Source organism: Flavobacterium nitratireducens (assembly GCF_029625335.1).
GTDB lineage: Bacteria > Bacteroidota > Bacteroidia > Flavobacteriales > Flavobacteriaceae > Flavobacterium > Flavobacterium nitratireducens.
This window is the reverse complement of record NZ_CP121111.1, coordinates 522,850-536,451: the sequence shown is the minus strand read 5'-3', so window position 1 is coordinate 536,451 and position 13,602 is coordinate 522,850. Positions and strand designations below refer to the sequence as shown.

Here is a 13,602-nt window from a genome sequence, read left to right as displayed (position 1 = left end):
TTGATATAAATAACAGTTTTAAAAATTAATCTTCATCTTCATCTGGTTCGTTCATGATTTTCTCACGATACTTTTTCCCAATAAGTAAGGTTAATTTTTGTTTGTAATCCTCCACAAGCCATTCGCGGTAATTTTTACTACATTGGCTTAAGCATTTTGCATAACGTTTTATTCTGCACTCAATATCGTCATCCAATTCTTTTGCTAATAATTTAGCTTCTTGCAATGTTTCGGTATTATACACACACATAGTTGCATGCTGATCTAATGATTTATCGAGAACTACTTTTGAACGTAAATTTTGTTTGATAGCCAATTTATGCTCTTCATCCACATCAAAAGTTACGTCTTCAGTTTTGCTAAATTTAGCTCTTAATTCCGGTGGCATCGTGTATTTAAAATACATTTCGATTTCGGCGTCATCACGTAAATTTTCCAAATAAAATTCAGGTGATTTAAAAATGTGTTGCCAGTTTACTGGGTCACTCCACAATCCAAAACGAGCTGCGTTATTTCCCAAATCGATAACAGTAAACTCATCTTTATTTGGTAATTTTCTGGAACCACGACCAATCATTTGAAAATACAAAGTCAATGATTTTGTAGCACGATTTAAGATGATAGTTTCCACTGTTGGTTCATCAAAACCTGTGGTTAAGATTCCTACCGAAGTTAAAATAGCATCCTTAGTATGCTTAAACCAGTGCAAAATTTCTTTTCTTTCTTCGTTACTACTGGTGTTGTCTAAGTGTCGAATGGCATATCCTGCCTCTCTAAATGTTTCATATACATATAAAGAGGTATTGATACCATTATTAAAAATTAAGGTTTTCTTTCCTAAAGATCGTTCTGTGTAGGCGTGTAATAATTTTTCCTGCATCAAACTATTAGTGTATAAATCATCGGAAGATTTTACAGTATAATCACCGTTTATACCTACTTTTAGGGAAGTTAAACCTACATCATAACTGTAAGTCGTAGCTTTTGCCAAGAATCCTTTTTCTATCAATGAACCTATTGTATCGCCTACAATTAATTCATGGTAATTTTGATTCATTGGTAATTTAATATTGGAGCTTAAAGGAGTTGCTGTTACTCCTAATATAAATGCGTTTGCAAATGAATTTAATAATTTACGGAAAGAATTATAATGAGCCTCATCAATAATAACTAAACCAATATTGTCTAACAATAATTTTTCGTCATTAATTCGGTTTTTTAGAGTTTCAACCATTGCCACAAAACAAGAATATTCGTGTTGGTCTGGTAAATCTTTAACCTTACTATTGATGATTTTATTTTTTACACCAAAACCTTTTAACATCTTAGAAGTTTGTTTACACAATTCAATTCGATGTGTTAAAACCACTACTTTTTTGTTGTGTTTAGATAGGTATCGGCGAACAATTTCAGAGAATATAACTGTTTTTCCACCACCTGTAGGTAATTGATACAGTAAATGGTGTTTTTCAGGGCCATTATCGATTCGTTCAAAAATTGCATCGATATCTCCCTGCTGGTAAGCATAAAGTTCTTTTTTTCTTCTTTTTCTATTTCTAAAGTACTTTCGAACATTTGTTTTTGTTGAATTTTTGCAAAAATACGTCTAAAAAACAGTTCTATTGTTATATTTAATTTAAAATATTAACCAAAATTGAAATAATTTGAATTACATCTTTTTATGTATCGATTCGCTCTATAATTTGTAAAAAATCGTTCTTATTTTTCCATTTTTGCTCAATTGTTTCTTGAAACACTGCATTTATTCGGTTTTGAAATTCGCTAATAACACCATTTGCAATTGAAAATTGTACCATTTGCTCAAATGAATTGAACATACTTTTGTAAAATGCTTCTTGATTAATGGTGTTTTCGGCTGAGTAGGCTTGAGCAATTTCAATACTAAATAACATCAAATCGACAATAATGTAGGGATCAACACCTAATGTTATAAAGTGCTTAATATGTTTCTGTGCTACGGAACGACGTAATTTAGCACGTTTCTTTTTTCCTGAAGACGCAATAGGAAAATATTCGTTAGAGATTTTAAGCTTAGCTTCTTGTAATCGTTTGTCCTCTTTGGGATTAAACACAAAATCATAGTATTCTTTGACTGCACTGAATTTGTCATACAATTCCAAAATTTGTTCTTGAAGTTGTTCTTTATCCAGTTCGCTTAGATATTTCTTTAAATCTCTTTTACTCATTACAAAAAATTTTATCATTACAAATGTAAATTACTTTTGAGCTAAATAGGAATAAAACAAATGTTATTACTTATTTTTGATATCATCAATTTTTATAATATGCTTAAAATTTTCAAAATCACAGCCCTGCTAGAAGGTATATCCTATTTAGTTTTGTTTTCCAACATGCTTTTCATAAAACCCAATAATTTTGAATTGTACCACACCTTATTGTATCCAATAGGAATGAGTCATGGTATTTTATTTATTGGTTATATTGTTTTGGCTTTTTTACTCAAAACATCTCAAAAATGGAGTATCAAAGATTTTGGGATTATCTTAATCGCTTCTCTACTTCCTTTTGGTACTTTCTATGTAGAAAAAAATATTGCTAAATACCTTATCTAGAGCCACATTTGAAACAGCATTCTCTTGTGGCTTTTAAGTAAAACTCCTTCACTGTTCAAAAACTCATAACTTTGTTAATTACTTAAGTTTTACGAACTCACTTCTGAAGTATTTTTTCGCTATTTTTAAGAAAAAAAGATGAACCCAAGAGATCGTTTTTTAAGTGAATTTAGAGGAGAAACTATAGGGAGTGTTAGTGCGCAATCCTCTGCAGATGAAATTTTTCAAAATGAAGTTTTGAGACCGATTTTAAAACTGCAAAATGATTTATTCATAGCTTCTTTTCATAATTATATTAGTAAATACAAACGTGATTTTTATTCGCTAAGTGTCGAAAAAAAATTGGCTACAATTGAAAATTCCATTCAAAAAGACATTAAATTTAGAAATGCTCTAAAAGGAATGGTGATTGCTTTGTTCACGGTTGATGAATATTCGCAATACATTAAAAATTCGTCTAGTTTGAATAAACGAATGATGAACATGCTGATTGAAAGGTTAAAAAATCAAGTTCAATTATTTGAAAAAAGTGTAATCGAACAATGATCTCTTTATTGCCTTATGTAGATTTTAAAGATCTAAATTTTAAAACTGCCTCTTTACTTTAAAGTTCTATATCGATTTCATGTTAAGAAATTGATATTCAAATTATATTTTTAACAAGAATAATTTTATTTTACACAACAATATATTCTATAATATTATCATTTTGTTAAAAGTAAAATACTACAATTCATTTCAAGAGATAGTATCATTTTATTCTTTATAATTGTTAAAAATATAGGTATGAATGAGCGCTATTTTAAATGGTATTCTCCAAATTTGAATAGAGAAACTGAGATGCTTGTCTTTGGTCACGCAGGATATCCTGTTGTTTTGTTTCCAACTTCAATGGGGAGTTTTTATGAAAACAAAGACATGGGATTAATCGAATCGGTTCGTTGGTATTTAGAACAAGGACTAATTCAAATCTATTGCCCTGATAGTATCGATAAAGATAGTTTTTACAATAAACATATTCACCCGTATCATCGTATAGAAAATCACGATTGGTATGACAAGATGGTTTGTCATGAAATCGTTGAAAAAATTAAACACAACAGCCCTTCTGGAAAAGTGATTATGGCTGGATGCAGTTTTGGTGGCTATCATGCTGCTAATTTTGCCTTCAGACATCCTGGATATGTAAGTCATTTATTTAGCATGAGCGGAATTTTTAATATCAAAAGTTATTTAGACGGCTTTCATAATGATACTGTTTTTTACCATACACCAGATAATTTTTTACCAGGTTTTAATGATTATGAACTATGGAATATGGATATTGTTTTAGGAACCTCGAATTGGGATATTTGTTTTGATGCAAATTTAAAAATGAGCAAGGTCTTATCCCAAAAAATATGGGACACTGGCTAGATATTCGTCATGAAAAAACACATGATTGGCCACTATGGAAAGAAATGTTTCCTCATTATTTATCACGAATTAATTTTAGCTAAACCAACAAAATACAAAGTATAAAAGGAAATAAGAATATGAAGAAAATAGGAATCTTATTTGGGATGGAAAACAGCTTTCCTCAAGCATTTATTGATAGAGTAAATTCAAAAAACGAAAAAGATATTATAGCCGAAGCCGTTTCTATTGATAAAGTTATTCAAAATAAGGCTTGTGAATATGCAGTGATAATAGATAGAATTTCTCAAGATGTACCTTTCTACAGGGCGTTCCTAAAGAATGCTGCGTTAACTGGAACTAATGTGATCAATAATCCGTTTTGGTGGAGTGCCGATGATAAATTTTTTAATAACGCCTTAGCTGATACACTTGGTGTTCCGCTTCCTAATACTGTTATTTTACCTTCAGCAGCGCATCCTACAGATACTACTTCAAATTCTTTTAGAAATCTGAAATATCCACTAGATTGGAAAGGAATATTTGAGTATGTTAAATTTCCAGCTTACATGAAACCATATGCTGGTGGAGGTTGGAAAAATGTATATCGCTTGGAGAACGAAGAAGAGTTTTGGGAAAAGCATAAGGAAACTGGACAATTAGTTATGTTATTACAAGAAGAAATTGTTTTTACCCATTATTTTAGAGTATATTGCCTTGGTCGAAAAGCTGTAAAAATTATGCAATATGAGCCAAGAAATCCACATCATTTGCGTTATATACAGGACGGCCCAGCAGTTGACAAAAAATTATTGGCCACAATAAAAGATTATACATTTCGTCTTTGTAAAGGCTTAGGTTATGATTTTAATACAGTTGAATTTGCTGTTAGAGATGGTATTCCTTATGCAATTGATTTTGGGAATCCTGCACCAGATGCTGACATACATTCTGTGGGTCCTGAAAACTTTGAATGGGTAGTTGAAGAATCGGCAAAAATGGCGATTGCAGCAGCAAAAAAACACAAGCCAGGTAAAATAAATTTAACTTGGGGCGATTTTATAAAAGAAGCAGTTACTCTTTAGAAATAAATCATAACGATTTGATTTATTGATTTTTAAAATAGGTATAGTAAAGTTATTATTAAGAAAAGAAAAAGACGTTCAGGAAAGAAATGAGAATAAAAAAGTTACCTGTTTTTACACTTGGTATAGAGGAAGAATATCAAATTATAGATCCAGAAACTAGGGATCTACGCTCCCACTTGTCTAAAATTGTTGATGGAGCAAAAATAGTATTAAATGAACAAGTAAAAGCCGAAATGCACCAATCGGTGGTGGAAGTTGGGACTAACGTTTGTAATAATGTCAAGGAAGCCGAGTGTGAAATTAAATTTTTGAGAACAAAAATTGTAGAATTAGCAAACAAACAAGAATTGATTGTGGGCGGTGCTGGTACACATCCTTTTTCTAAATGGCAAGACCAACTTATTACTGATGATCCTCGTTATCATACTATTATTAACGAACTTCAAGACGCTGCTCGTTCCAATTTGATTTTTGGAATGCATTGTCATGTAGGAATCGAAAGCAGAGAAATTGGTTTGAAATTAATCAATCAAGCCTGTTATTTTTTACCTCATATATTTGCTTTATCTACTAACTCCCCTTTTTGGGAAGGAAGACAAACTGGTTTTAAATCATTTAGAACTAAAGTGTTTGATAAATTTCCAAGAACGGGCTTACCTGAATATTTTGATTCGGTGGCTTCTTATGATAATTTCTTAGATACCTTAGTAAAGACCAATTGTATTGATAATCCAAAGAAGATTTGGTGGGATTTACGACTTCATCCATTTTATAACACAATCGAATTTAGAATATGTGATATGGCACTAACAGTTGAAGAAACGATGTGTATAGTGTCTGTTATTCAAGCAATTGTTGCTAAATTATATCGATTAAATACTCATAATTTAAAATTTAACACCTATCGATTAGCATTGATTAAGGAAAATAAATTTAGAGCTGCACGATACGGTATTGATGGAAATTTAATTGATTTTGGGCTTCAAAAAGAAGTCGAAACTAAGAAACTGATTATAGAATTATTAGAGTTTATTGATGATGTTGTAGATGAGTTAGGAAGCAGGGAACATATTAATTATGTAAGCCAAATTTTAAAAAATGGCACAGGAGCTGACAAGCAACTTACTGTTTATGAAGAAACTAAAGACTTAAAAAAAGTGGTTGATTTTATTACCTCAGAATTTACCAAGGGGCTTTAAAATACTTCAAGTTTGTAAACACAAAAATAGGACTGATGAAAAAGAAAAGCATAAAAATAGCTCTACTAGATATGTACAATGGCGAACCTAATCAAGGAATGCGTTGTATAATTGATATTGTAAATCGTTTTGTTCCTTTTGTAAGTTTTAAAATATTTGATGTTAGAGGAAAATGTGAATTACCAGAAATTGATCAATATGATATTTACATATCCACAGGTGGTCCAGGAAATCCGCTAGAAGGCGACGGAATATGGGATCAAAAATATTATGCTTTTATTGATGCTATAGTAAAATGGAATCTCGAAAATCCAATTAAAAAGCACGTACTTTTTATTTGTCATTCGTTTCAAATGGCTTGCAAACATTTTGGTTTAGCTGAAATTACTAAAAGAAATGATACTTCGTTTGGAGTAATGCCAATAAATAAAACAAAAGAAGGTCTCACAGATTTATTATATCAAGGATTAGAAGATCCTTTTTACGCCATTGATTCTAGAGATTATCAAGTAGTACAACCTAAACTAAGTGTTTTTGTCAAAAAAGGAGCTAAAATACTTTCGTTAGAGAAGATAAGAGACCATGTACAATATGAAAGAGCCATCATGGCCGTCCGATTTACGGATCAATTAGTAGGTACGCAATTTCATCCCGAGGCTGACCCTATTAGTTTTATTTCGCAATTAAGAAATAAAGAGGTTAAAGAAAGAATAAGAAAAATGAAAGGGAAAAGAAAATTTAGAAATATGTTAGAAAATTTAATCGATGATGATAAAATTTACCGAACAAATGAAACATTAATTCCTAATTTTCTTCGTTATGCCATTTCTGATTTAATGAAAACTAAAAAAATTTCATCCAATTAATTATGATTACAAAATATCGTGATTTTTTCAATGAGCAATTTTCAAGTGAAAAATACCAAGCTTTAAAGCAAGATATCACCGCTGATTTTGGTTACGAACCTACCTTTAGATTGGGTGAAACACCTTTCTTTATTTCGAATGAATTAAAAGATCAATTACTTGAAGGTTGCAATGACGTTATAGCTTTAATACAAAACAATCAATTTAAGTCACTTACAAATAAGTCATTAGAGTTAAATAATAATGTTCCAAATGAAGATGAACACAGTACATTTATAGCTATTGATTTTGGAATTTGTGAAGAAGATGGAAAAATAATTCCTAAACTAATTGAAGTACAAGGTTTTCCTTCGCTTTTTAATTATCAGAATAACTTATTTGAAAAATTCAAAAAACAGTATCCTTTTTTAGCCGATTTAACTCCTTTTATCAACAACATAACAAACGATGAATATCTTGAAATTTTAGAAGAGATATTATGCAATAAACATCCTAAACAGAATGTTGTTTTACTTGAAATTGAACCTGAAAAACAAAACACCAAGATCGATTTTTATTATTGCAATAGAGATATCGGAATTCCTATAGTATGCGTAACAGAGGTTATTAAAAAAGGGAAGCTACTTTTTTACAAAAATGCAACTGGTGAAGAAATTCAAATCAAACGAATTTACAACAGGGTAATTTTTGACGAACTAGATTTAAGTAAAGATCTACAACTCAATTTTAATTTTTCTGATGAATTGGATGTTGAATGGGCAGGACATCCTAATTGGTTTTTTAGGATTAGTAAATTTATTTTGCCAATGCTAAAAGGGAAATATTGTATTGAAACGACCTTACTGAGTGAATTAAAAGAAATTCCTGACGATTTGGAAAACTATGTTTTAAAACCTTTATTTTCTTTCTCTGGTTCAGGAGTTATTTTTCACGTAAAACGAGAGAATATTGAATCGGTAAAAGACAAAGAATTGTATATACTTCAAAAGAAAGTAAATTATTTACCTATTGTACAATCTCCTGATGGAAAGGTAAAAGCAGAAGTTAGAATGTTATATGTTTGGAAAAAGGAAGATACAAACCCTACTCCTCTTTGTAATTTAGTACGACTAAGCCGTGGTGAAATGATTGGTGTAAAATACAATAAAGACAAAGACTGGGTTGGAGGAACGATTGGTTTGTTTGAAAAAGCATAATTTATTTTAGCAACAAAATGATACTATTTTGTACAATTTAAATTATATCTAGTATATCATTTTATTTACCTCATTATCTTTTTGTTAAATTAAGAATCTATTACAAATAGTTTAAGTTTTATTAAAAATGAATTATTGTAGTTCTTGCAAATGATACTTTATAAAAATCATTTTTTCCAAAACTTCTGAAATAACAATGGATAGATTTTTTCCATTGTTTTGGGTTCATCTACATTCCAGTTAAACTCTAAAATAGGATAATTTTCATCGTTAGTTTTGAAATTTTCATAATCAAGATAAGGATTCAATTCTTGATTAGTCATATTTTTAAAAGCGTTCATGGCAACATACCAAAAACCTTCAAAGTCGTAGGCCTTAGGTTCATTTTCCACTATATTAATCAAATATTCTGGATTTTCTTGAACTTTGTAAAAAGCGTCTTTCCCTCTAGAAATTAACCAACATCTAAAATAATCAAAACCATCATCGGTAACCCCATTACTTATGATATAATTAGCACACCATAAATTTGATGTATAGGAATCGTACATTAATTTGTCGGTTCTCAATCTAAAACCTAACATTTCCTGAGGTGATACTTGTTCTAATGCTGAAATAAGATAAATTTCCTGATCCTCTTGATTATTAGTTTCTTTAAGCGATTTTTCAATAATTGCCCAAAATTTATCCTCATCAATCATTTGATTACTCGGTTTAAATCCTAAAGAATCCAGATTAATTTTAGGAACTTCAACAGAATCAACAACAGTCGTTTTTACATCCATTTTTACTTTGCTTTCTTGCCCATAGTGCATAAAAGAGAACATTGAAAAGAAAAACAAATATAAAAACGAAGTTTTCATCTTTTAAAATTTAAATTATATACTATTAAAAACAAGTATAAAATTAGTCTATTTTATTTCTTAATTTGAATTGCGGAAACATAAAAATTGGCATCTAATTGAAGTTTTGAATTATCCTCAATGTTTTTTAATGTTTTCCAATTAGTTTGAGGATATATCCATGTTTCTTTATTATCAATAGTGATTTTTAAAGGTATATCAAAATTTGAAACACAATTAGACCAACGATAAAACAGTTGTTGTTCTTCAAAATAATATTCTAGCACCGGAATTCGGGTGTCTCTCAAATATTGATTAAAGAATGATGTCAAATCTAATCCTACGGCTACACTTAAATAATCTTCAATTTGTTTGGTCGTTACCGTTTGATGGTAAAATGTACTATTTAAACCTCTTAAAATACTTCTCCACTTATCGTCATTATTCAAAATTTGGCGCAGGGTATGAAGCATGTTTCCTCCTTTAGGATACATATCTCCTGATCCTTTGTTATTTACATCATAATATCCAATTATTGGAATATCATTCTGAATACCGTTTCTAGTCCCAATAACATATCCGGCACCAGCTTGTTTCCCAAAGTAATATTCCACAAAAAGACTTTCTGAATAATTAGTAAAACTTTCATGTATCCACATATCAGCTATATCCTTGTAGGTAATATTATTAGCAAACCATTCATGTCCAGATTCGTGAATAATAATAAAATCAAATTTAAGCCCCCATCCTGTTCCACTTAAATCCCTGCCTAAATATCCGTTTTTAAATCCATTACCATAAGTCACAGAACTTTGATGTTCCATTCCTAAATAAGGTGCTTCAACTAATTTATAGCCATCCTCATAAAATGGATAAGGACCAAACCAATATTCGAAGGCTTTGAGCATTCTAGGTACGTCTTTGAATTGTTTTTTTGCTTTGGCTAAATTGTCTCTTAAAACATAATAATTACAATCCAATGTTCCTTTTTTTCCTTTAAATTTTTCAGAAAAAGATACATAATCCCCAATATTAATGTTTACGCCATAATTATTAATAGGATTTGCTACATACCAATGATAGGTTTTGGTTCCGTCTTTTAGTTTTTTAACACTTAATAATCGTCCATTGGATACATCCATTAAATCTCCTGGCACATTTACACTAATGTGCATATCTTCTACTTCATCATACATGTGGTCTTTATTAGGCCACCAAATACTTGCGCCAATTCCTTGACAGGAAGATGCAATTAAAGCTTTTCCATTACTGTCTTTTTTCCAAGTAATTCCTCCGTCCCATGGTGGAGTTTTAGCGACCAAAGGTTTACCACCATAAAATATTGTAAGTTCATTGACAGATTCTTTTTTTGTACAGAAGTCAATTCGATAAAGTAAGCATTTCCTTCTCTACGGTATTTAAGTTCTTTAGCATCTTGAACAATAGATTTTATTACTAATGGATCTTGCAAATCAATTTGCATAATATTGTAGGGTTCTAAAACTTCGTATTTAACAACGTTAGAACCACTAATTGTACTATCTAAAGGATTGACTTTTACATCTAATCGGTATTGTTTTAAATCCCACCAAGCTCTTTCCTTAGTAATACTTCCACGTAAACTATCTTGCTTAGTGAATTGAATTTCTTTCTTTACTGATGATTGTTGAGCGATTAATGATTTTGAGGAAAAGAAACAAAAAAGAATAAAAATATAAGTTTTACGCATCTTTATATAAATTACTTGATAAATATTGGTTACTACAATTAGTGAAAATTAACCACTTTATTTTGTTCAATGACAACTGTATAATCTGCAACTAAACGATCTACATAATTGTTTAATAATTCTTGAATTCTTTCCTCCCTATCCGACTTTATAATTAAACCTGCGTGATACTCTAATGGCACTCTAAAACAAACTTCAGGATCGGAGAAAGAGGCTAAATCAGGATGCTTGTATTTGGATAAGGTTAAAACAATTCCGGCATATTCTTTTTTTAGCTCGGGTAATTGATACTTTTTTTCTTTGACTAATGCATCTTCAATTATAGCCCATTCTTTCCAAAGATTTACATTTGAAGCAGCTTCAACCATCTCAGCAATGTGTGCACCTCCAACACGAGAAGATGTTTCTAAAAAATAAATCTGTCCGTCTTCCTTGCATTTAATAAATTCAGTATGTGCAGCTCCATTTTTCAAGCCAAATCCTTTTAATACCTTTTCATTCATGCTTTTAATTGCGACATCATCTTCAGAATCATACGTAATATTACTTGTTCTAAAAACACCTCCTCCTTGTGAAATTTCCATTGGTGTGGCTAAATATTTAGAAGACAAACTAAATAAAAGTTTTCCATTTAAAATTAAACTATCACAATGATAAACATCGCCAGGTTTAAATTGTTCAATCAAATATTTAAAACGGTTATTCCCCATTTCGTTAATGTGATTCCATAGGGATTCTTTCTCAAAAACTTTTATGATTCCTGCAGCAGAAGCTTCTGAACGAGGTTTTAAAACCCATGGTGGCGAAATGGTATCTGCAAAAGTATTGATATCATGGTCATTAAATAAGGAACAAAATGCTGGAATTGGAATCCCACAGCTTTTGGCTCTCATTCGCATAGCTAATTTATCGCGAAAATAACGCCCCGTTGTTTGACCCATACCATCAATTCGAAGATTTTCTCTAAGATAAGTTGCTTTTTCAACATCATAATCATCAAGGGCAACAATAGCATCGACTTTATTTGATTTCATTAGATTGCTTACTCCTAAGAATAAATGTTCTAAATTCCATTCGACATCTGAACCTTGCATATAGAATATTTCATCTATGTATTCTTTTGGCCAAGGTTTATCTCTTAGTTTCTCACTCGTTACGAGATATACTTTATTCCCTAAGGCTTTTAACTGAATAATAAAATCAGTTCCTTTGAAATAATTTGATATGCAAATGAAAGTTTTTATATTTTTCATAATGTCATAAAATTTCTACGAATTTAGTCAATAAATGAACACCAAAAGCAGTAGCATGTTTAGTTTTAGCAAATTCATCATCACCAAAAGCAACTCCTGCTATATCAAGATGCGCCCAAGCTTGATGTTCTTTAGTGAAAAACTCTAAAAATTTTGCAGCACTAATTGCACCAGCAACAGCTTTTCCACTGAAATTTTTTACATCGGCTATATCACTTTCGATATCGCTTTTATAGGATTCCCATAATGGTAATGGCCATGAGCGCTCCCCAATACTCTCTCCTATTTGTTGAATAGCACTTCCAATAAAAGAATTATTTGTAAATAAAGCAGCCGCTTCATATCCTAAGGTAGCGACGCTACTTCCTGTTAAGGTGGCAATATCAATTAAATATTCTGGATTGTAATTTTGAATTAAATAGGATAAACCATCAGCCAAGATTAAACGACCTTCGGCATCTGTATTAGTGATTTCTATAGAATTTCCACTGTAACTGTAAATTACATCGCTGGGAGCAAAAGATTTACTATCCACAGCATTTTCAGCACAAGGTACTATAGCGGTAACTTTGACAGTAAGTTGTAAATCGGCAATTAATTGCATAGCCCCAAAAACGGCAGCTCCACCAGCCATATCACATTTCATATAAACCATTCCAGCTGTTTTAATATCTAAACCTCCAGTATCAAAAGTAATTCCTTTACCAACCAAACCGATGTGTTTTATATTTTCAGCAGTACTTTTAGGCTGATAATTCATGATTATAAATTGTGGTTCTTTTTCACTCCCTTTACCTACAGCAACAAATGCACCTAAACGCTGTTCGATAGCTTCTTTTAAATCGATTACTTTTACTTCAAAACCAAACTGTTTTCCTTTTTCAACAGCCCAATCAGCTAAATATTTAGGTGTTACAATATTTGAAGGTAAATCAACTAATGAAAAAGTCTCCAATTGAGCGTTGGCAATTTTTATCGCTTTAGAAATAACTTTCGAGTAATTTTTGGTAGAACAAATTTTTAATTCAAAATCAGGATGTAAAAAAGGATGCACTTCTAATTTTTTAAAATGTCCCAAATTATACGTTCCTAAATGTAAACCACTTATCGCTGCTTCTATCTGTTCCTCAGTAAAAACTTCTGGAAAAAATAAAGACACATCTTGAGCAAATGTGTCTTTTTGTTTTTGGGCAATTCTTCGGAAAATGTTTTTTAATGACTTGTAATCAATTTTGTTCCCTAGTCCAATAAAAATATAAATGGTATCGTTTTTCTCTATTAGGTAATGGGTATCTTTTTTCCCAGAAAATACTTTTGGATTAACTTCGAATCCATCAAATATATAAGGAGTCGAGTCGTTAAAATTACTTTCAGATACAGGGATTAATACCGTACCTGAATATTTTTCGGGAATATTGAGGAATCTAGTTTTCATTTTTT

General features: G+C 30.8%; 11 protein-coding genes and 2 pseudogenes. 7 read left to right on the top strand and 6 right to left on the bottom strand.

The window, feature by feature from the left end:
* Nucleotides 1–25: 25 nt before the first annotated feature.
* Together P5P90_RS02485 and P5P90_RS02480 are read right to left on the bottom strand one after the other, a co-directional pair.
* Nucleotides 26–1,575: pseudogene (locus P5P90_RS02485) on the bottom strand (DEAD/DEAH box helicase).
* Between the two features lie 104 nt (nucleotides 1,576–1,679).
* Nucleotides 1,680–2,207: a DUF6155 family protein gene (locus tag P5P90_RS02480; protein ID WP_278035654.1), complete on the bottom strand. Its 528-nt coding sequence runs from the start codon at nucleotides 2,205–2,207 to the stop codon at nucleotides 1,680–1,682.
* Between the two features lie 99 nt (nucleotides 2,208–2,306).
* Here P5P90_RS02480 and P5P90_RS02475 point away from each other — a divergent pair, with 99 nt between their 5' ends.
* From P5P90_RS02475 to P5P90_RS02445, 7 genes are all read left to right on the top strand, one after another.
* Complete coding sequence (locus P5P90_RS02475; RefSeq protein ID WP_278036467.1) at nucleotides 2,307–2,594, top strand: DUF3817 domain-containing protein; 288 nt, start codon at nucleotides 2,307–2,309, stop codon at nucleotides 2,592–2,594.
* Between the two features lie 138 nt (nucleotides 2,595–2,732).
* Entirely contained in the window at nucleotides 2,733–3,140 is a 408-nt protein-coding gene (locus tag P5P90_RS02470) for a glyoxalase (protein WP_278035653.1), read from the top strand.
* Nucleotides 3,141–3,380: 240 nt separating this feature from the next.
* A complete protein-coding gene (locus P5P90_RS02465; protein WP_278035652.1) occupies nucleotides 3,381–4,010 on the top strand; it encodes an alpha/beta fold hydrolase in 630 nt (209 codons plus the stop codon).
* 119 nt (nucleotides 4,011–4,129) lie between these two features.
* Nucleotides 4,130–5,074, top strand: a complete 945-nt coding sequence (locus tag P5P90_RS02460) for an ATP-grasp domain-containing protein (protein WP_278035651.1) — start codon at nucleotides 4,130–4,132, stop codon at nucleotides 5,072–5,074.
* 95 nt (nucleotides 5,075–5,169) lie between these two features.
* Complete coding sequence (locus P5P90_RS02455; RefSeq protein WP_278036466.1) at nucleotides 5,170–6,276, top strand: carboxylate-amine ligase; 1,107 nt, start codon at nucleotides 5,170–5,172, stop codon at nucleotides 6,274–6,276.
* Nucleotides 6,277–6,311: 35 nt separating this feature from the next.
* Nucleotides 6,312–7,142 (top strand): type 1 glutamine amidotransferase, encoded by an 831-nt coding sequence (locus P5P90_RS02450; protein WP_278035650.1) that lies wholly within the window; start codon nucleotides 6,312–6,314, stop codon nucleotides 7,140–7,142.
* Nucleotides 7,143–7,144: 2 nt separating this feature from the next.
* Nucleotides 7,145–8,338: a hypothetical protein gene (locus tag P5P90_RS02445; protein WP_278035649.1), complete on the top strand. Its 1,194-nt coding sequence runs from the start codon at nucleotides 7,145–7,147 to the stop codon at nucleotides 8,336–8,338.
* Between the two features lie 167 nt (nucleotides 8,339–8,505).
* On the opposite strand, the gene P5P90_RS02440 is transcribed toward P5P90_RS02445, so the two are convergent.
* The 4 genes and pseudogenes from P5P90_RS02440 to P5P90_RS02425 form a co-directional block, all read right to left on the bottom strand.
* Nucleotides 8,506–9,201 carry a DUF4240 domain-containing protein gene (locus P5P90_RS02440; RefSeq protein ID WP_278035648.1) on the bottom strand — a complete coding sequence of 232 codons (696 nt, stop codon included), beginning with the start codon at nucleotides 9,199–9,201 and terminating at the stop codon, nucleotides 8,506–8,508.
* A 53-nt stretch (nucleotides 9,202–9,254) separates the two neighbouring features.
* Nucleotides 9,255–10,909: pseudogene (locus P5P90_RS02435) on the bottom strand (M1 family metallopeptidase).
* 38 nt (nucleotides 10,910–10,947) lie between these two features.
* Nucleotides 10,948–12,162 (bottom strand): ATP-grasp domain-containing protein, encoded by a 1,215-nt coding sequence (locus tag P5P90_RS02430; protein ID WP_278035647.1) that lies wholly within the window; start codon nucleotides 12,160–12,162, stop codon nucleotides 10,948–10,950.
* Between the two features lie 4 nt (nucleotides 12,163–12,166).
* Nucleotides 12,167–13,597, bottom strand: a complete 1,431-nt coding sequence (locus P5P90_RS02425; RefSeq protein WP_278035646.1) for a leucyl aminopeptidase family protein — start codon at nucleotides 13,595–13,597, stop codon at nucleotides 12,167–12,169.
* Nucleotides 13,598–13,602 lie beyond the last annotated feature (5 nt).

Coding starts and splice junctions, on each gene's coding strand:
- P5P90_RS02480 (WP_278035654.1), bottom strand. CDS start 2,207: ATGAGTAAAAGAGATTTAAAGAAATATCTAAGCGAACTGGATAAAGAA.
- P5P90_RS02475 (WP_278036467.1), top strand. CDS start 2,307: ATGCTTAAAATTTTCAAAATCACAGCCCTGCTAGAAGGTATATCCTAT.
- P5P90_RS02470 (WP_278035653.1), top strand. CDS start 2,733: ATGAACCCAAGAGATCGTTTTTTAAGTGAATTTAGAGGAGAAACTATA.
- P5P90_RS02465 (WP_278035652.1), top strand. CDS start 3,381: ATGAATGAGCGCTATTTTAAATGGTATTCTCCAAATTTGAATAGAGAA.
- P5P90_RS02460 (WP_278035651.1), top strand. CDS start 4,130: ATGAAGAAAATAGGAATCTTATTTGGGATGGAAAACAGCTTTCCTCAA.
- P5P90_RS02450 (WP_278035650.1), top strand. CDS start 6,312: ATGAAAAAGAAAAGCATAAAAATAGCTCTACTAGATATGTACAATGGC.
- P5P90_RS02445 (WP_278035649.1), top strand. CDS start 7,145: ATGATTACAAAATATCGTGATTTTTTCAATGAGCAATTTTCAAGTGAA.
- P5P90_RS02440 (WP_278035648.1), bottom strand. CDS start 9,201: ATGAAAACTTCGTTTTTATATTTGTTTTTCTTTTCAATGTTCTCTTTT.
- P5P90_RS02430 (WP_278035647.1), bottom strand. CDS start 12,162: ATGAAAAATATAAAAACTTTCATTTGCATATCAAATTATTTCAAAGGA.
- P5P90_RS02425 (WP_278035646.1), bottom strand. CDS start 13,597: ATGAAAACTAGATTCCTCAATATTCCCGAAAAATATTCAGGTACGGTA.